This window comes from Comamonas sp. BIGb0124, assembly GCF_003752175.1.
Lineage (GTDB): Bacteria > Pseudomonadota > Gammaproteobacteria > Burkholderiales > Burkholderiaceae_C > Comamonas_F.
The window spans coordinates 141,548-160,037 of the sequence record NZ_RJVF01000015.1 but is presented as its reverse complement, the minus strand read 5'-3'; the positions used below and the strand labels follow the sequence as shown (position 1 = coordinate 160,037).

Genomic DNA, 18,490 nt, shown 5'->3' with positions numbered 1-18,490 from the left:
TCGGTTGGCCTCAGGCCTTCCAGGGCGTGCGTGCGACCTTGTAGAGCAGCTCGCGCAACATGGTGCGTTCGCCTGTGCTGAGGTGCTTGAGGATGGAGTCCTCTTCCATGCGCAGGGAAATCGCATGGGCCTTGTCGGCCAGGGTGCGGCCTGCGGGGGTGAGACGGATGTATTGCGAGCGGCGGTCGGTCTCGCTGCGTTCGCGCACCAGGATCTCGCGTTGCTCGAGGCGGTCGAGCATGATGGTGACGTTGGGCGCGGGGATGGCCAGTGCCTGCGACAGCTGTTTCTGCGTGACGTCGGTGTTGCCCGCGATCAGCGTGAGCATGGAGAACTCGACCGGCCTCAGCGACAGCGGTTTGCCGATGTACTTGAAGAACGTCTTGCGCGAAGGGACGTCGGCGATGGCCAGCAGATAGCCCAGCACATGCTGCAGGCGGCTTTCGTCGAGCGCCGGGGTCGATTTGTCCGCGTCGGTCTTTTCAGGGTCGGTCGTGGGTGTGCGCATGCGCCCGATCATAAGGCGGGCAGCCACGGCAGGGCAGGTGCCTGCATCACACGGGTGAGATGGGCGTCGAACTGCAGGGCCAGGTGGTCCAGCCCAAAACCGGCGGTTTCCGCCTTGGCGGCATGCCAGCCGTCGTCGTCCGCGCCGGCGGCGATGCGTTCGGCGGCCACGCGGGCGCTCCGGAGCCAGGCCCATGCCAGCAGCAGATGGCCGGTGGCATGCAGGAAGTCGTCGGCCACGCGCAGCGGGCGTTCGGGGTCGGCGAGGGATGCGCCGGCCAGCGCGTATGCGGCTTCGTCGAGCGCCCGGGTGCGCTCGGCCAGTTGGCGGGCAGCGGCCGCGAGCGCCGGGCGGGCACCGGCGAGCCCGGCCTCGTGCAGCAGCGTGCCGATCAGTTCCGGCCAGGCGCTGCCGGAGCCCGGCTTGCCCGTCAGACCGGGCAGCACTTTGCGCTGCAGCAGATCGATGGCCTGGATCTCGTTGCTGCCCTCGTAGATCATCGCGATGCGGCTGTCGCGCACGGCCTGTTCGATGCCGTATTCGTGCATGTAGCCGTGGCCGCCCCACACCTGAAGCGCCTGATCGGCGCCGAGGTGGCCGAGGTGGGTCATGAAGGCCTTGACGATGGGCGTGAGCAGCGAGACGCGGGCCTGGGCGCGGCTGCGTTCTTCGGCTTGCGGATGACAGGTCGCTTCGTCCAGGCCAAGGGCTGTCCAGAGGGCGATGACGCGCAGGCCTTCGGCTTGCGCCTTGAGGGTCCAGAGGGTGCGCCGCATGGCCGGATGCAGCACGATCGGATCGGCACCGCCGGGTGGCCGCCGGTAGCCGGGCGGCGGGTGCGCGGCACGTGACTGGTGGCGTTCGCGGGCATAACGCAGCGCGTTCTGACCGGCTGCCTCGAGATGCCCCAGCCCCTGCAGGCCGACATGCAGCCGCGAGGCGTTCATCATGACGAACATGGCGGCCAGGCCGCCGTGAGCCTCGCCGACCCGCCAGCCCAGTGCATCCTCGAAGGTCAGCACGCAGGTGGCGCTGCCCTTGATGCCCATTTTTTTCTCGATGCCGTCGCAGCGCACGGCGTTGCGGCTGCCGTCGGGCAGGATCTTGGGCACCATGAAGAGGCTCAGGCCCTTGCTGCCCGGAGGCGCATCGGGCAGGCGGGCGAGCACCAGGTGGACGATGTTGGGCGTGAGATCGTGTTCCCCGCCCGAGATGAAGATCTTGCTGCCGGCGATGTGTGCCCGTGCCCCGGATGCGACATCGGCGACGGGCCGGGCGCGGGTGCGCACCTGGCCGAGATCGCTGCCCGCGCCGGCTTCGGTCAGGCACATGGTGGCCAGCCATTCGCCGCTGACGATACGGGCCAGCACCATGTCCTGCACTTCGGCGCTGGCATGGGCGTGCAGGCATTCGTAGGCGCCGTGGGCCAGGCCGGGGTACATGGTCCAGCCAGGGTTGGCGCTGTTGAGCATCTCGTGCAGCGCGACGTTCAGCAGTTGCGGCAGGCCCTGCCCGCCGTGCTCGGGCACGCAGGCCAGGCCGGGCCAGCCTCCGTCGCAATAGGTGCGGTAGGCCTGGGCGAAGCCGGCGGGCGTGCGCACCTCGCCCGCGCTCCACTCGCAGCCCTGGCTGTCGCCGACGGCATTGAGGGGGGCGAGCACGCCGCTCGCGAGTTCGCCGGCCTGCGCCAGGATCTGCCGGGCGGTGTCGGCGTCGAGGTCCTGCCAACCGGGCGTCCGGGCCCACTGCGCCGGTGCGTCGAGCAGGTCCTCGATCACGAATTGCATGTCACGCAGGGGCGGCTCGTAGCTCCACATGGAAAAGTCCTTGTCGATGGGGGCGGGCGCAGTCGGCGTTCAGGCCTGGGCCATGGCGCCGAGGTAGGTGTCGATCACGCGGGGGTCGCCCGCGAGTTGGCGGGCGGGGCCGTGCAGGGCGATGTCGCCGGTTTCGAGCACGTAGCCGTGGTCGGCGACTTCGAGGGCTGCACGCGCGTTCTGTTCGACCAGCAGGATGGTGACGCCCGTGGCGCGCAGCCGGTCGATGATGGCGAAGATCTCGCGCACGATGAGCGGCGCCAGACCCAGGCTGGGTTCGTCCAGCATCAGCAGGCTGGGCTTGCCCATCAGGGCCCGGCCGATGGCCAGCATCTGCCGTTCGCCGCCGGACAGGGTGCCCGCGGTCTGCCGGCGCCGTTCGAGGAGCCGGGGAAAGAGCCCGTAGACCTCGTCGAGATCGGCGCCGATGGCGCGGGGCGCCCAGAGCGCGCCGCGCAGGCGGTAGCTGCCCAGGCGCAGGTTGTCCTCGATGCTCATGCTGCCGAACAGCGCCCGGGTTTCGGGCACCAGCGCGATGCCGCGTTCGACGCGCTGCTCGAGCGTCAGGCCGGCGATGGACTGCCCTTGGTAGAGCAGCTCGCCGCGCGAAGGCAGCACGCCCATGAGGGCGCCGAGCAGCGTCGACTTGCCCGCCCCGTTCGGTCCGATCACCGTGACCACGCTGCCGGGTTCGGCCTGCAGCGACAGGCCGTGCAGCACTTCGGCGCGGCCGTAGCCGGCGTGCAGATCGCGGACCTGCAGCAGAGGGGTGGAATCGGCGGTGCGGGAGGAAAGGGGCGAGGAGCTCATGCGATGTGTCCTTGGCGGCGAGGAGCGGATCAGAAGGTGTGGCGCATGCCGACCATGAGGCCGGTCTGCCCCTTGCCCAGGCCTGGCGAGGCCGGCGCGGCGGTTCCGCCCGAGACGCTGTAGCCCACGGCCGAGTCGTTGAGCACGCGGCCGGCCAGTGCATAGACGGCCGTGCGTTTGCTGAAGTTGTAGTTCACGCGCACCGAGGCGAGCTGGGCGTCGGAGTTGTCGCGCTTGGCATCCAGGCGGGTGTAGATGGCGTCGATGCTGATGGCCTGCGTCAGCGGCTGGTTGATGGCGATGAAGGTCTGGTCGCTGCGGTAGCCGTCGGGAGCGGCTTCGATCTTGCGGTGGATCCAGCCGGCGCCGAGTTTGGTGTCGCCCAGCTTGACGTAGCCGGCCAGCATCGTGTGCGTGTCGCGGCTGCCTGCCGTGACGGTCAGGCCGCTGGGCTGGCCGTAGAAGCCCGCGCCGGCGCCGCCCTTGAGGCGGTCGTGGCCGAGTGCGAGACCCCAGCTCGGTGTGTCGTACTTGAGCAGGGCCGAGATGGCCGAGCAGGCGCCGGCATCGTTTTCTCCGGGGCAATTGGAGGGCGCGGTGCCGTCGCGGCCCATCGAGTAGGCGGCGCCCACTGTCCAGTTGCCGAAGGTGGCCCGGTAGGTGACGGTGTTGTCGGCGCGCGGGTTGGGGATGTAGGCATTGAGCGAGCCGAGTCCAAAGACGGCCGGCCCGATGGTGTCGGCGCCTTGCAGCACGTAGTAGCTCATGAGGTACTGCCGGCCGAAAGCCACCGTGCCCCAGTCGCCGGAAAGGCCCAGGAAACTCTGCCGCCCGAACAGCCGGCCGCCCTGCTGGGTGGTGCCCTTGGCGGGCGAGAAGCCGTTCTCGAGCACGAAGATGGCCTTGAGTCCGTTGCCCAGGTCTTCGGTGCCGCGGAAGCCCAGCCGCGAGGCCATCTGCCCGCCGGTGACGGTCGGCATGCGCACGCTCGGCTGGTTGCCCTCGATGCGGCTGAGGTATTCGACGCCGACATCCATCAGGCCGTAGATCTGCACGTTGCTCTGGGCCTGGGCCGGCGATGCGGCCAGCGCCGCGAGCGCGAGGCCGGCCAGCGCGGCCTGGGATGCGCGGGGAACAGGGATGGAAGGGGCGATGACGGTGCTTCGCATGATGGGTTGTCTCCTCGTTGCTCTTGTGGTGCCTTGCCGGCGGGCGGCCGGCTGCGCATGGGGGCTGTGCGGGGCGGTCAGTGCTCGGTGCCGAGGTAGGCCGCGCGCACGGCGGGACTGGCCTGGACTTCGGCCGGGGTGCCCTCCATCAGGTGTGTGCCGAACTCCATGACCACGATGCGGTCGGTGAGCTTCATCACGAAATCCATGTCGTGCTCGACCAGCAGCAGGCTCATGCCTTCGCTGCGCAGTTGGCGCAGCACCTGCAGGAGGGCCTGTTTTTCCTGGTGGCGCAGGCCGGCTGCGGGCTCGTCGAGCAGCAGCAGGTCGGGGTCGGTGCACAGGGCGCGTGCGATCTCCATGAGCCGCTGCGGACCGAGCGCGAGGTTGCCGGCGAGCTCGTGCATGTGGTCGGCCATGCCGATGCGCTGGAGCTGCCGCTCGGCCTCGGCGTAGATGCGGCGCTCTTCCGCGCGGTCCAGGCGCAGCATGGCCGACACCGCGCCGCTGCGGCTGCGCATGTAGGCGCCGAGCGCGACGTTTTCCAGCACCGTCATCTCGGCCATCATCTTGACGTGCTGGAAGGTGCGGGAGAGGCCCAGTCGCGCGATCTGCCGCGAACGCAGGTGCGTGACGTCGCGGCCGCTCAGGCGCACCTGCCCGCCGCTTTTGGAGAGCACGCCCGAGATGAGATTGAAGGTGGTGGACTTGCCCGCGCCGTTGGGCCCGATGAGGCCGACGATCTCGCCGGCGCGGATGTCGAAGCCGATGTCGTTGACGGCCACCAGTCCGCCGAACTGCTTGCGGATCGCGCGCACCTCGAGCAGCGGCTGGCCGCGCGCGGGTCTTTGGCGTGCAGGCAGGGGCTGTGCGTCCTGCCAGTCGCGTGTACGTGCCGGACTGGTCAACCGCGAGCTGGCCCAGGGCAGCACGCCCTGCGGCATGTACTTGAGGATGAGCACCAGCAGCACGCCGAAGAACACGATCTCGAAACTGCCGTTGGTGCCCAGCAGCCGGGGCAGCAGCACCTGCAACTGGTCTTCGGCCAGCTTGACGAGCGCGGCCCCGGCGAAGGCGCCCCACACCGAGCCCACGCCGCCGGCGACGGCCATGAACAGGTATTCGATGCCGAACTTGATGCCGAAGGGGGAGGGGTTCACGGTGCGCTGGAAGTGCGCGAAGAGCCAGCCCGAGATGCCCGCGAACAGGGCTGCGATGACGAAGATCTGGACCTTGTAGCGGAAGGTGGAGATGCCCATGGCTTCGGCCATCGTCACACCGCCCTTGAGTGCACGGATGGCGCGGCCTGTGCGCGAATCGAGCAGGTTGATCAGCGCAAAGGCGCACAGCAAGGCGAGTGCCCAGATCACGTAGTAGATGCGGGAGTCCTGCGTGAAGTCGATGCCGGCGAACTGCAAGGCGGGCACGCCCAGGATGCCGTCGAACTTGCCCAGCCACTCCATGTTGGCCATGGTGTAGTTGAGGGCCAGGCACCAGGCGATGGTGGCCAGCGGCAGGTAGTGGCCGCTCATGCGCAGCGTGATCCAGCCCAGCACCAGCGCGCTGGCGCAGGTCAGTGCCAGCCCGACGAACAGGTTGAGCCAGGGCGAGAGGCCGAGCGCCGTCGACAGATAGGCCGTGGTGTAGGCCCCGATGCCCACGAAAGCCGCCTGGCCGAAGGATGTGAAACCGCCGACGCCGGTCAGCAGCACCAGGCCCATGGCGGGCAGGGCGTACAGGCCGATGTAGTTGAGCTGAGTGATCCAGAACGCCGGCACGGGCAGCAACGGCAACAGCGCGATGGTCGCGACGAAGGCCCAGACGCACAGGCGGCGTGCCGGCCATCGGGCGCTGGCCGGCGACTGCGCGTCGGATCGGGCCGGCGGGGCTGGCCGGGGTGCGGCTGCGGCGGCCACTGCGGCGGCGGGAAGCGGGCTGGAGGAGTCAGGGCGGGGCATGGCAGTCCGTGGATGGCGTGAAAGGGCGCGAGAGGGCGGCGATCAGGATGAGGGTGCGTGCGGGTATCAGTCTTCGTCGTGATGGGGCTCGCGCAGGGAGCGCCACATCAGCACGGGCAGGATGAAGGTGAAGACAAAGACCTCCTTGAAGGCACTGGCCCAGAACGAGCTGAAGGACTCGATCACCCCGACCAGCAAGGCGCCGACCAGGGCCAGCGGATAACTCGAGAGGCCGCCGAACACGGCGGCGACAAAACCCTTGAGGCCGATGAGGAAGCCGCTGTCGTAGAACACCGTGGTGGTCGGGCCGATGAGCAGGCCCGAGAGCGCGCCGATGAAGGCGGCCATGGCGAACGAGAGGCGGCCGGCGGCTTCGGTCGAGACGCCCATCAGGCGGGCACCCAGCCGGTTGACGGCGGTGGCGCGCAGGGCCTTGCCGCGCAGCGTGCGCTCGAAGAACAGCCACAGCAGGCCGATCAGTGCAGCCGTGGCCAGGCCGATGATCAGCATCTGCCCCGACAGCGTGACCGGACCGAGATCGAACCGTGCATCCCAGAAGCTGGGGTTGCGATAGCCTTCCGCGCCGAAGAAGTACAGGCCCAGTCCCATGAGCGCGAAGTGCACGCCGACCGAGACGATGAGCAGCACCAGCGTGCTGGCGTCGGCGAGGCTCTGGTAGCCGAGCCGGTAGATGAGCGGGCCGAAAGGCGTCACCAGCGCCAGCGTCAGCAGTGCCTGTACCAGCAGCGGCGGCTTGTGCGGTGCCAGCCAGACGACCAGCAGGCTGATCGCGACGGGAAACGCCAGGGTGCGCACGGCCCGGGTCAGCAGCGCCGAGAGCGCTTTTCCGGTGCGCCAGTCGGCCCAGGCATCGAGGATGCAGGCGGCACCCGCCATCAGCAGCAGGAACCACACCGTGCCCGGGACCTGGCCCAGTTGCAGCATGCCCACGGTGAGAGCGCCGAACGCCACCAGCTCACCCTGGGGGATGAAGATGACACGCGTGACGGCGAACAGCAGCACCGTGGTCATGCCCAGCAGCGCGTAGATCGCTCCGTTGGTCAGGCCGTCGACAAGCAGGATGCTGGCAATGGTGGAGTCCATGTTCTGGCAGGTTCAGTCAAGCAGGGAAACAGGCGGCCCCCTGCACCGGCCCGCTGGGGCCGCGCATGTGGGGAGGATCGGGAGGGTCGGAGGGCCGCAGGGTCCTGCGGCCGTGTGGCCGTTGGACGGCGGTGCGGATCAGCGCTCGAGTTGCCAGGCGCCGTTGACCACCTTCAGCACCACCGGGCTCTGCGGGGTGAAGCCCCAGTGGTCGTCGGGCTTGTACGCCAGCACGCCCTGCGAGGCCTGCACGGGCTTGTCGGCTTCGAGCGCATCGCGCAGTGCGGCGCGGAACTCGGGCGTGCCCGGCTGGGCTTTCTTCAGGGCCACGGGCACGGCCTGCTGGAGCACCAGCAGCGCGTCGTAGGTGTGAGCGCTGAACTGGTTGCGGCTGCCCGGGCCGAACAGCTTTTCATAGCCCTGGACGTAGTCCATGGCGGCAGCCTTGGAGGGATTGTCGGCCGGCAGTTGCTCGGCCACCAGCGCCGGACCGGAGACGACATAAGCGCCTTCGACGTCCTTGCCGCCGACGCGCATCAGGTCTTGCGAGGCTGCGGCGTGGGTCTGGTAGATCTTGCCCTTGTAGCCCCGCTCGACGATGGCGCGGTGCGGCATCGCGGCACCTGAACCCGAGGCCACGATCAGGATGGCATCAGGGCGGGCGGCCGCCAGCTTGAGGGCCTGGCCGGTGACGCCGGTGTCGGTGCGCTGGAAACGTTCGGTGGCGACCAGCTGGATGCCGGCCTTGGGCGCCTGTTCGGAAAAATCCTTGAGCCAGGTCTCGCCGTAGGCATCGGTATAACCCAGGAAACCGACGGTCTTGATGCCCTGCTTTTTCATGTGGTCGATGACGGCATGGGCCATCAGACCGGATGAATGGGCCAGGCGGAAGGACCATTTGTCCTTGCCCTGTGCGAGGGGGATGGGCGACATGGCGAACTGCACGGTGCCCGATTCGGCGGCCACATCGGCCATGGCGACGGCCACCGGCGTGGCCGCCGAGCCGATGATGAGGTCGGCCTTTTCTTCGGTGACGAGTCGCCGGGTGTTGCGCACGGCGGTGGTGGGATCGGTCGCATCGTCGAGCGTGACGATGCGGATCTTCTGGCCGGCGATCTGGTCGGGCCAGAGCTTGAAGCCGTTGTTGACCGGAATGCCCAGCGCCGAGGTCGGTCCGGTCAAGGGCAGCACCACGCCGATGGTGATGTCGGCTCGAGCCGCTGCGGCGGCGGTCGCCAGAGCGCATGCCAGTGCGATGCGGGTTGCCTTGTCGATCATGTCCTGTCTCCTGTGTGGTGGTCTTATTTGTTTATTGATGGTAATTAAATGAAGCGAACGATGCAGGCGTGAAAACCCTTGATGAGCAGACTTTCATGATTTCCTTCATCCGTTGAACGTTTCATTCAATATGCATTTGCCGATGTTCAAACGGGCGACCCCGATGCGGCGACGGTTGCCTTCGCCGTTGCCGTGGGCGGGTTTGCATCCGCGTGGAGTGCCGCAGCCAGGCCGCCCCATCGGGGCTTGAAGATGTCCGCATCCATGAGCCGTACATTCGGCATGTGGGGACGGAAAGCCATGTGGGCCAGGATGTCGCGTTCGATGTCGATGCCCGGCGCCACTTCGGTCAGCTCCAGTCCGTCGGCGCGCAGGCGGAAGACGGCGCGTTCGGTCACGAAGAGCACGTCCTGCTCGCGCCGGGCGGCGTCGGAGCCGTTGAACGTGATCTGCTCGACCTGGTCGATGAACTTGCGCACCTGGCCTTCGTTGAGGATCTGCAGCTGACCGCCTTCGACCGCGACTTTCAAGCCGCCGGCCGTGAAGGTGCCGCAGAACACCAGCTTGCGTGTGGCGCGGGTGATGTTGACGAAACCGCCGCAGCCCACGGGGCGTCCATTGAACTTGCTGACGTTGACGTTGCCGTGGGCATCGGTCTGCGCCAGACCCAGGAAGCTGGCATCGAGTCCGCCCCCGTCGTAGAAGTCGAACTGCGAGGTCTGTTCGATGATGGCCTGCGGGTTGTAGGCCAGGCCGAAGTCGCCGCCCTGCGCCGGAACGCCGCCGTGGATGCCGCTTTCGACGCTGAGCGTCAGCAGGTGGGCCACGCCTTCCTCGGCGGCGACGGCGGGCACGCCGGCCGGGATGCCGATGCCCAGGTTGGTGACGGCACCCGGGCGCAGTTCCAGGGCGGCACGGCGGGCGATGACCTTGCGTTCGTTCAGCGGCATGGCGGGAATGTCGTGCAGCGGTACGCGCACATCGCCGCACAGCGCGGGGTTGAAGGCGGTCGCGATGCTCTGCATGTGGTCGGCCGGTTCGGCCACCACCACGTAGTCCACCACCACGCCGGGAATCTTCACCGCCTTGGGGTGCAGGCTGCCCGAGGCCACGACCCGCTCGACCTGCGCGATCACGATGCCGCCGCAGGCCCGGGCGGCCTGCGCAATGGCGAGCTGTTCCAGCAGCACGCCTTCCTTGTCGAGCGTGAGGTTGCCGTCCTCGTCGGCCAGCGTGGCGCGGATGAGTGCGACATCGATGCGCGGGCAGGGGTAATGCAGCCATTCCTGGCCGTTGAAATCGACCAGCCGCACCAGATCCTCCTGGCTGCGGCCGTTGAGCTTTCCGCCTTCCAGCCGCGGGTCGACGAAGGTGCCGAGTCCGACCTGCGTGAGCAGGCCCGGCGAGCGGCTCGCGATGTGGCGCGTGAGCTGCGACAGCGAGCCCTGCGGGAAGTTGTAGGCCTCGACATCGCCGTCGTGCACCATCTTCATCATCTCGGCGCCGGTCTGGCCGAAATGGCCGGCGACCACCCGGCGGATGAGTCCGGCGTGGGCGAGGTGCACCATGCCGCCGTCGCGGCTGTTGCCGATGGCCCCGCAGGCCCAGGTCGAGAGCAGGCGCGGCTGGCCGTGTTCGAGGAAGCGGCTTTCGATGCCCTTGAGCAGGGCTTCGGGCAGGCTGGTCATGGCCAGGCCGCCGAGGAACAGCGTGGCCTCGTCGGGGATCAGGTCGGCGGCTTGGCGGGCGGAGACGATGTGCATGGTCTGTCGGGCAATGGGCGGTGAAGGAGGGGCCGTCCGCGGGGAGGGCGGGCAGCACGGAATCAGGGGCGGGATGCCCGCATCGTGGCGGGTTCGTGGGGTTTGGCCGAGTGGGTGGCTGGCACGCCCGGCGCAGCCTCAGGCATCCGGGTTCTCGATCAGCAGGGCCATGCCCTGGCCGCCGCCCACGCAGGCCGAAGCGATGCCGTAGCGCAGGCCGCGGCGGCGCAGCTCGCGGGCCAGCGTCAGCGTCGCACGCACGCCGGTGGCAGCCAGCGGATGGCCGATGGCGATGGCGCCGCCGTTGACGTTGAGGCGGTCCAGATCGATTTCGAGCTCGCGTGCCACCGCCAGGGTCTGTGCGCCTTGCGCTTCGTTGACTTCGAACAGGCCGATCTCGTCGAGCCGCAATCCGGCACGTTGCAGCAGCGCCTGGATGGCCGGCACGGGGCCGATGCCCATGATCTCGGGCGGCACACCGGCGGCTGCGGCGCCGCGCAGCCTGGCCAGCGCATGGAGGCCGTGTTCGCGCAGGTAGCCGCCGTGGACGACGACGGCGGCTGCCGCGCCGTCGACCAGTGCCGAGCTGTTGCCCGCCGTCTGCACGCCGCCTTCGTAGACGGGCCGGAGTCCGGCCAGTACCTCGACGGGCGAATGGCGGGGGTGGGTGTCGCGCGACTGTGCGGCGGTCTTGCGCGGCAGCCGGATGGCGCGCGGCTCGTAGCCTTCGAGTGCCAACACTTCGTTGTCCACCGTCACGATTTCTTCATCGAACAGGCCCCGTTCCTGTGCGGCCAGCGCGCGTGCCTGCGACTGGCTGGCATAGGCGTCGACTTCCGGCCGCGTGATGCCGTAGCGGCGCGCCAGGTTCTCGGCGGTCTGGATCATCGACACGCGGGCGGCCGGATCGTCGAGCGCTTCCCACAGGAAGTCCTTGAACTCGACCGGCGCGCCCAGGCGGAAGCCGCTGCGGTGGGTGTACGCAGCGATGGGGTTGCGCGTCATCGACTCGGTGCCCACCACCAGAGCGGTGCGTGCATAGCCCAGAGCGATCTGATCGGCGGCCTGGCGGAACAGTTCGAAACCCGTGCCGCAGATGCGCTGGGCCAGCGTGGACGGCGTGGCGATGGGCACGCCCGCATACAGCCCGATATGGCGCGGCAGCATGTAGGCATCGAAATCCGCCTGTGCCATCGAGCCGGCGATCACGCTCTCGATAGCGGTGGCCGCGACGCCGCTGCGTGCCAGCGCCTCGCGGGCGACCTTGATGCCCATGTCGGTGGGCGAGAGGGTGCCGAAGGCGCCGCAGTAGTCGATGAAGGGCGTGCGGCAGCCCTCCAGGATCCAGGTGTCGTCGATCAGTGCGCTGAATTGGCTCATGGCGGCAGTCCGATAACGGGGGCGGAAAAAGGCGCTCCCGGAGGGTTTGTGTGTGATGCAAGTATTTATTTTTAATAACTGATTGATGATCGGTGAAAACCCTTGAATTCGAAAAATGCTCTTGTATCTGGTTGATTTTGATTTTTTGTATTTATAAGATGTAAGCAAGAAGTCGAAATTCATACAAGGAAAAAAATGGCTGATTCAGTCACCGATCTGTTGACCCTCGAGCGCCGTGGCCCGATTGCGCTGCTGCGCCTGAACCGCCCGGCCAAACGCAACGCCGTCAACGACAGCCTGGTGCTGGCCTTGCGCGACGCGTTCGAGCAGCTCGATGCCGAGGTGCGCGCAGTGGTCATCGCCGGAGAGGGCGAACATTTCTGCGCCGGACTCGACTTGGGCGAACTGCGCGAGCGCGATGCCGAGCAAGGCCTCTATCACTCGCGCATGTGGCACAAGGCGCTCGATGCCGTGCAGTTCGGCCGCGTGCCGGTGGTCGCTGCATTGCATGGCGCCGTGGTCGGCGGTGGCCTGGAGCTGGCGGCGGCCGCGCACATCCGCGTCGCCGATGCCACCGCGTTCTACGCCTTGCCCGAAGGCTCGCGCGGCATTTTCGTGGGCGGCGGCGGCTCGGTTCGTGTGCCCAAGCTGATCGGCGTGGCACGCATGACGGACATGATGCTCACCGGCCGTGTCTACGACGCGGAAGAGGGCGAGCGCGCCGGTTTCGCCCAGTACCTGGTGCCGGCCGGACACGCCCTCGACAAGGCGCTGGAACTGGCCGAACGACTGGCCGGCAACGCGCCCATGACCAACTATGCCGTCACGCAGGTCTTGCCGCGCATCGCCGAGCAGCCGGCCGACCATGGCCTGCTGACGGAGTCGCTGGTTGCCGCCATAGCGCAGTCGGCTCCCGAGGCCAAGGCCCGTGTGGGCGCCTTCCTCGCCGGACGGGCCGAGAAGGTGCGCCGCGCCGACGGCTGAAGCCGGGAGGTCGTTCTCGACGGTACCCGTACCCATCCGCACCCGCATAAAAACCATCCAGGAGACAAAACGGTGCTTTCCCCCCATTCCCCGTCCACGCCGGCACGACAGCCGGAAGATCCACCGCCCGCCGGTCTGCCCACCTATCGGGCGATGCCTTACGGGGTGTCCGGCCTGCAGGTGCGCGAGACCGCCGAGGGCGTGACCTACCTCCGCGCCGATGTGCCGCTGGCACCCTATGCCCCGACGATGGGCGAACGTCTGCGCCACTGGGCAGCCGAGCGGCCCCGGCGCACGCTGTTCGCCCGGCGCGAGCGCCTGGCCGACGGGAGCTTGGGCGACTGGCTGCATCTGAGCTTTGCCCAGGCGCACCAGGCTGCGCAGCGCATCGGAACGGCTTTGCTGGCGCGCGGACTGAATGCGCAGCGGCCCGTCGCCATCCTGAGCGAAAACAGCCTGGAGCACGCCATGCTGGCGTTGGCCTGCCTGTATGTCGGCATTCCGTATTGTTCGGTTTCACCCGCCTATGCCATCGTCAGCAGCGACTACGGCAAGCTGCGGCACGTCATGGAGACCCTGACGCCCGGCCTGGTGCTGGTCTCCGCGCACGAGGCCTTTGCACGCGCCGTACCGGCCGTGGTGCCGGCGGATTGCGAAGTCGTCTCGACCGGCGCCGTCGCACTGCCGCGCGAGACGGGTGCGAGCCTGTGCTTCGACGATCTGCTGGCCACCGAGCCTTCGGCTGCGGCCGATGCCGCGGCCGACGCGGTCACGCCGGATCACATCGCCAAGTTCCTGTTCACTTCCGGCTCGACCAAGCTGCCCAAGGCCGTGGTCAACAGCCATCGCATGTGGTGCGCCAATCAAGAGCAGCTGGCGCAGTCGCTGCCGGTTCTGAAAGGCGACGATCTGGTGCTGGTGGACTGGCTGCCCTGGAACCACACCTTTGGCGGCAATCACAACTTCGGCATCGTGCTCTACAACGGGGGCTCGCTGTACATCGACGACGGCAAGCCCACCCCGGCCCTCATGCACGAGACGTTGCGCAATCTGCGCGAGATCGCGCCGTCGGTGTACTTCAACGTGCCGACCGGCTTCGAGGCCATCGCCCAGGCCATGAAGACCGACGACGTGCTGCGCCGGCGCCTGCTGTCGCGGGTGCATCTGTTCTTTTACGCGGCAGCCGCCTTGTCGCAGCCGATCTGGGATGCGTTGCACCAGAGCCAGGAGCGCGAACTGGGTGTGCGCATCGTCATGGGAACGGGTCTGGGCATGACCGAGTCGGGGCCCTTCGCGCTGTTCGTGAACAGCCCCCACGTGCGGGCGGGCGACCTGGGGGTGCCCGCGCCCGGACTCGAGATCAAGCTCGTCCCCATGGGCGACAAGACCGAGGTGCGATATCGCGGTCCCAATGTGACCACGGGCTACTGGCGCAACGCGCAGGCCACGCAAGAGGCTTTCGACGAGGAGGGTTTTTTCTGCACCGGCGATGCGGTGTGCTGGATCGAACCTGGCGAGCCGCAGCGCGGCCTGAAGTTCGACGGCCGCATCGCCGAGGACTTCAAGCTGTCGACGGGCACGTTCGTCAGTGTCGGGCCGCTGCGGGCCCGCTTGATCGCCGCGGGTTCGCCGCTCATCCAGGATGTGGTCATCACCGGCCTCAATCGCAAGGAAGTCGGTGCCATGGTGTTTCCGGCGGTGGCCGCGGTGCGGCGGCTGTCGGGCCTGCCGCCCGAAGCCGGCCTGGCCCAGGTGCTGGCGAGCGGGCCGGTGCGTGCGCGGTTCCAGGCGCTGCTCGACGAACTGGCGGCCGGTGCCACAGGCAGCGCCAGCCGGGTGGCACGGCTGGTGTTGCTCGAGCAGCCGCCGTCGATCGACCGCGGCGAGATCACCGACAAGGGGTCGATCAACCAGCGTGCCGTGCTCAGCTACCGCGCCGACATGGTCGAGGCGCTGCACGAAGGCACGTTGCCCGGTGTGCTGTTGCCGGCAGACCGCGGTGCAGCGCCGGCGCACTCCGCCGGTGCACCCGCCGCCCAGGCCGGCCGGGCTCTGGCCGGCTGACGATACGCATCAAGGAGACAGTCATGGATATCAAGGGACAAGCCGCCATCGTGACCGGCGGGGCATCGGGATTGGGCGAGGCCACGGCCCGTGCCTTGGCGCTGGCCGGTGCACGCGTGGCCGTGCTCGACCGCAACGGCGACCGGGCCGCCCAGGTCGCCCACGAGATCGGCGGCCTGGCGCTGGGCTGCGACATCACCGATGCGGACAGCGTGCAGGCCGCATTGGCCCGGGCTGCTGCGGCACACGGGCCGGCTCGCCTGCTGATGAACGTCGCCGGCGTCGGGGGCGCCAAGCGCATGGTGCAGCGCGACGGCAGCGCCGCACCGCTCGAGGATTTCGAGCGTGTGGTGCGCATCAATCTGCTGGGCGCCTACAACGTCAGCCGGCTGTTCGCCGCGCGCTGCGCAGGACTGGAGCCGCTGGCCGATGGCGAGCGCGGCGTCATCGTGCTGACGGCCTCGGTCGCGGCCTTCGACGGCCAGATCGGCCAGCAGGCCTACGCCGCCTCGAAAGGAGGGCTGGTCAGCATGACGCTGCCGATGGCGCGGGATCTGGCGCGCCATGGCATCCGGGTGTGCACCCTTGCGCCGGGGCTCTTTGCCACGCCGCTGATGCAGGAGCTGCCCGAGGAGGTGCAGAAGTCGCTGGCGGCCTCGATCCCGTTCCCGCCCCGGCTGGGCCATCCCGATGAGTTCGCACAACTGGCCTGCCATGTGGTGGCCAACGGCCACCTCAACGGCGAAGTCATCCGGCTCGACGGCGCCTTGCGCATGGCGCCGCGCTGAGCCCTGGCCCCGGAGCACGACATGCAGGATTTTTCCTTCCCTGGGGCGCAGATGCCCGTCATCGCCGCGCCCGGTCTGCGGCCGTTCGCCGATCTGCTCGTGGAGGTCGGCGCGGTGCAGGACGTGGGCCTGAGTCCTTACGGCGGAAGGCGCCTGATTCCCATCGTCGGCGGCCGTGCCGGCGGGGTCCATTCGGGACGGGCCTGGTCGGCCCGGGTGCTGGCCGGCGGCGCCGATCATCAGCGCATCGTCGGCGCAACGCTGGCCGAGCTGGACGCGCGCTACGTGCTCGAGACCGATGCCGGCGAGTTGATCTACGTGGCCAATCGGGCCGTGCGCAGTGCCGCGCCCGAGGTCATGCAGCGCCTGGCGCGCGGCGAGCCGGTGAACCCCGACCAGGTCTATTTCCGTTGCACGCCCACCTTCGAGACCGCGGCACCGCGCTGGGCCTGGTTGTCCGAGCGCCTGTTCGTGGGCAATGGCGTGCGCCTGCCCGGCCAGGTGGCGCTGCGATTTTTCGAGGTGCTGTAGCCGGCTCTTCGACGGTGACCTGCGGATCGCCCGTCGCGGCCGCGGCCCGAGAGGGCGGTCGATCGCGTTCGTCCCTGTGCCCGTCCACGAGCGCCGAATGCGCCACGTTTGTACCGGCACGCCTTTTCAAGCGTCCAAGCCCAGAACCAACCAGGAGACTCGTCATGACCCATCCCATCGATCCGGCAGCCCATGGGCTGAATCGCCGGCACTGCCTGGCCGGCCTCGCCGCGCTGGCGCTGCAGCCGTTGTCCGCTGCGGCGGCCCATGCCGCGCAGGCCTATCCCCAGCGGCCTGTGCGGCTGGTCGTGGGTTTTCCGGCGGGCACGGGCCCGGACATCGTGGCGCGGGTGCTGGGGCAGGCCTTGTCGAGCCGATGGGGCGGCGTCGGCGTGGTGGTCGACAACAAGCCGGGCGCGGCGGGCATCATCGCCGCGGGCGAGGTCGCACGTGCGCCGGCCGACGGCTACACCCTGATGCTGGCTGAAACGGGCCAGCTGTGCATCGCCCCGCATACCTACAAGAAGCTGGTCTACGACCCGGCACGCGACTTCCAACCCATCAGCCAGGCCGCGATCGCCGACCTGGTGCTGCTGGTGAATCCCGAGAAAACGCCCGCACGCGACGTCCAGGCCTTCGCGGCCCAGGCCCGTGCCGGCAAAGGCCTGTTCATGGCGACCTTCGGTGCGGGCACGCCCGGTCATTTCGGTGCCTACATGCTGGGCGATGCGCTCGAGCTCAAGACGGAAGCGGTTCACTACCGCAACACGGGAGACGCCATCGGCGGCCTGATCTCGGGCGACGTGCAAGGGGTTTTCGCGACCGTGGGACTGGCTCTGCCGCATGTGCAGGCCGGCAAGCTGCTGGCCCTGGCCGCCACGGGCGACCGACGTGCGCCGATGCTGCCCCAGGTGCCGACGTTCGCCGAGCAGGGTCTCAAGGATCTGTCCTTCGTGTCGTGGTTCGGCGTGGTGGTGCCGGCCGGCATTCCCGCCGAGGTGGCACGCAGTCTGGAGACCGACGTCGCTGCTGCGATGGCCGATCCCGCCGTGCGCAACCGCATCGAGGAACTGGGCTTTCGGGCCACCGGAACGACCGCGCAGGCCTTTCGTGCCCAGATCGCTGCCGACTCGCAGCAATGGGGCGCTGCGGTGCGTGCCACGGGCTTCACCGCCGACTGAGACGGGGCCGGCAGGCCGCTGGTGTCTCGTGTCCGGGCGCAGGGACGAGCGGCGGCGTCAGTCCAGCTTCTGCACCTCGAAAGCCGCGGGTTCGCGGTCGGTGGCGCGCAGTTCGTAGCGCACGTGCAGGCCGACTTCGAGGTCGTCGCGGTCCAGGCCCTTGAGGTGGCTGTGATGGAAAAACACGTTGCCGTCGTTGCCGTCCTCGTCCGCATCGTCGGGCTTGATGAAACCGTAGTCGCGCTGCGTGCGCAGGTTGACGATGGTGCCGGTGCACCAGTTCTTGCCGGTGCGCCGCGGCTTGTCCTGCTGCGCCACGCGGTTCTCGCGCGGCTCCTGGCGCGGGATGAACATGCCGTCGACCAGGGGGTCGTTGCTGCGCGCATCGATCTCCTGGTGCATGAGGATGGGGTAGTTGGCGTGTTCGACCAGGTCGTAGGAAATGCGGCTGCTCTTGGTCAGGCCTTCGTGCTCGTAGGTGAATTCCCAGCCCAGGACCATGACGCGCACGCCCAGGGTGTTGAGCTTCTGCACCAGCGGCACGAAGTCGGCATCGCCGGTGACCAGCACGATCACGTCCGGTTTCTTCAGCGTGGCGTACTCGTAGGCCTCCAGCGCCAGCCAGACGTCGACGCGCTTTTCCTCGAACGAGCCGTCTTGCCGCGTGGCCAGATGCTGGTGATGCTGCACCACGCCGGCCCGCATGAGCACGTCGTCGAACACGCGTTCGGCGAACAGGCGGTCCTGCTCCATGGCCTGCTGGGCGCTGAGGCGGCCGCGGAAATGCGCGGCGTCGACGATGCGGCAGTGATCGGCGTCCATCTTTTCATGACGCGCGGCCTCGGCCTCGATGAACTGGTGCAGGCCCTTGATGGACAGATGCGCACGTCTGGCATGCTGCATCAGGTAATAGGTTCGGACTTTGGCGAGGTAGGTGCCGTCGTAGAAGACGGCAATCCGGCATTGGTTGGTTCGCATGAAGGGATTAGGCAAGGATGAAGCGAGAAAGGTGGCGGACCGGGATCGACAGGGATTAGCGTCGGAGCGTCGCGGCCAGCATTGAGAGCCGTAGGCTAGCACAAAGCCCCGTCGGACGGCGCCGCGTGCAGGCCGGCGCCGAGCCGGCGCGAGTCCCGTGCGTGCACCGTCCTGGCG

At 68.4% G+C, this 18,490-nt stretch carries 15 protein-coding genes; 5 read left to right on the top strand and 10 right to left on the bottom strand.

The window, feature by feature from the left end; all coding sequences use genetic code 11:
- Positions 1-10 precede the first annotated feature (10 nt).
- The 9 genes from EC845_RS20395 to EC845_RS20355 all read right to left on the bottom strand — a co-directional run bounded on the left by EC845_RS20395 (position 11) and on the right by EC845_RS20355 (position 11,787).
- The gene (locus EC845_RS20395) at positions 11-508 is read right to left on the bottom strand and encodes a MarR family winged helix-turn-helix transcriptional regulator (RefSeq protein WP_123300201.1); all 498 of its coding nucleotides are present in this window, start codon (positions 506-508) and stop codon (positions 11-13) included.
- 8 nt (positions 509-516) lie between these two features.
- On the bottom strand, positions 517-2,325 hold the full coding sequence (locus EC845_RS20390; RefSeq protein WP_123299981.1) for an acyl-CoA dehydrogenase family protein: 1,809 nt from the start codon (positions 2,323-2,325) through the stop codon (positions 517-519).
- A 39-nt stretch (positions 2,326-2,364) separates the two neighbouring features.
- A complete protein-coding gene (locus EC845_RS20385; protein ID WP_123299980.1) occupies positions 2,365-3,135 on the bottom strand; it encodes an ABC transporter ATP-binding protein in 771 nt (256 codons plus the stop codon).
- 29 nt (positions 3,136-3,164) lie between these two features.
- On the bottom strand, positions 3,165-4,304 hold the full coding sequence (locus tag EC845_RS20380; RefSeq protein WP_123299979.1) for a porin: 1,140 nt from the start codon (positions 4,302-4,304) through the stop codon (positions 3,165-3,167).
- A gap of 77 nt (positions 4,305-4,381) precedes the next feature.
- A complete protein-coding gene (locus tag EC845_RS20375; RefSeq protein WP_123299978.1) occupies positions 4,382-6,262 on the bottom strand; it encodes an ATP-binding cassette domain-containing protein in 1,881 nt (626 codons plus the stop codon).
- Positions 6,263-6,328: 66 nt separating this feature from the next.
- The gene (locus EC845_RS20370; RefSeq protein ID WP_123299977.1) at positions 6,329-7,366 is read right to left on the bottom strand and encodes a branched-chain amino acid ABC transporter permease; all 1,038 of its coding nucleotides are present in this window, start codon (positions 7,364-7,366) and stop codon (positions 6,329-6,331) included.
- A gap of 138 nt (positions 7,367-7,504) precedes the next feature.
- On the bottom strand, positions 7,505-8,644 hold the full coding sequence (locus EC845_RS20365) for an ABC transporter substrate-binding protein (protein WP_123299976.1): 1,140 nt from the start codon (positions 8,642-8,644) through the stop codon (positions 7,505-7,507).
- A 146-nt stretch (positions 8,645-8,790) separates the two neighbouring features.
- A complete protein-coding gene (locus EC845_RS20360) occupies positions 8,791-10,407 on the bottom strand; it encodes an acyl CoA:acetate/3-ketoacid CoA transferase (RefSeq protein WP_123299975.1) in 1,617 nt (538 codons plus the stop codon).
- A gap of 138 nt (positions 10,408-10,545) precedes the next feature.
- Entirely contained in the window at positions 10,546-11,787 is a 1,242-nt protein-coding gene (locus tag EC845_RS20355; protein ID WP_123299974.1) for a thiolase family protein, read from the bottom strand.
- A gap of 195 nt (positions 11,788-11,982) precedes the next feature.
- Between EC845_RS20355 and EC845_RS20350 the strand changes: the two genes are divergently transcribed.
- The 5 genes from EC845_RS20350 to EC845_RS20330 all read left to right on the top strand — a co-directional run bounded on the left by EC845_RS20350 (position 11,983) and on the right by EC845_RS20330 (position 17,335).
- A complete protein-coding gene (locus EC845_RS20350) occupies positions 11,983-12,771 on the top strand; it encodes a crotonase/enoyl-CoA hydratase family protein (RefSeq protein WP_123299973.1) in 789 nt (262 codons plus the stop codon).
- Between the two features lie 153 nt (positions 12,772-12,924).
- Positions 12,925-14,835: a feruloyl-CoA synthase gene (locus EC845_RS20345; protein ID WP_123299972.1), complete on the top strand. Its 1,911-nt coding sequence runs from the start codon at positions 12,925-12,927 to the stop codon at positions 14,833-14,835.
- A 23-nt stretch (positions 14,836-14,858) separates the two neighbouring features.
- Positions 14,859-15,623 (top strand): SDR family NAD(P)-dependent oxidoreductase, encoded by a 765-nt coding sequence (locus EC845_RS20340; protein WP_123299971.1) that lies wholly within the window; start codon positions 14,859-14,861, stop codon positions 15,621-15,623.
- 21 nt (positions 15,624-15,644) lie between these two features.
- The gene (locus EC845_RS20335; protein ID WP_233598197.1) at positions 15,645-16,154 is read left to right on the top strand and encodes a DUF3237 domain-containing protein; all 510 of its coding nucleotides are present in this window, start codon (positions 15,645-15,647) and stop codon (positions 16,152-16,154) included.
- 164 nt (positions 16,155-16,318) lie between these two features.
- Positions 16,319-17,335 carry a tripartite tricarboxylate transporter substrate binding protein gene (locus EC845_RS20330; RefSeq protein WP_123299970.1) on the top strand — a complete coding sequence of 339 codons (1,017 nt, stop codon included), beginning with the start codon at positions 16,319-16,321 and terminating at the stop codon, positions 17,333-17,335.
- Positions 17,336-17,392: 57 nt separating this feature from the next.
- Here EC845_RS20330 and EC845_RS20325 read toward each other — a convergent pair whose 3' ends face one another.
- The gene (locus EC845_RS20325; protein WP_158615743.1) at positions 17,393-18,313 is read right to left on the bottom strand and encodes an NYN domain-containing protein; all 921 of its coding nucleotides are present in this window, start codon (positions 18,311-18,313) and stop codon (positions 17,393-17,395) included.
- Between the last annotated feature and the right edge of the window lie 177 nt (positions 18,314-18,490).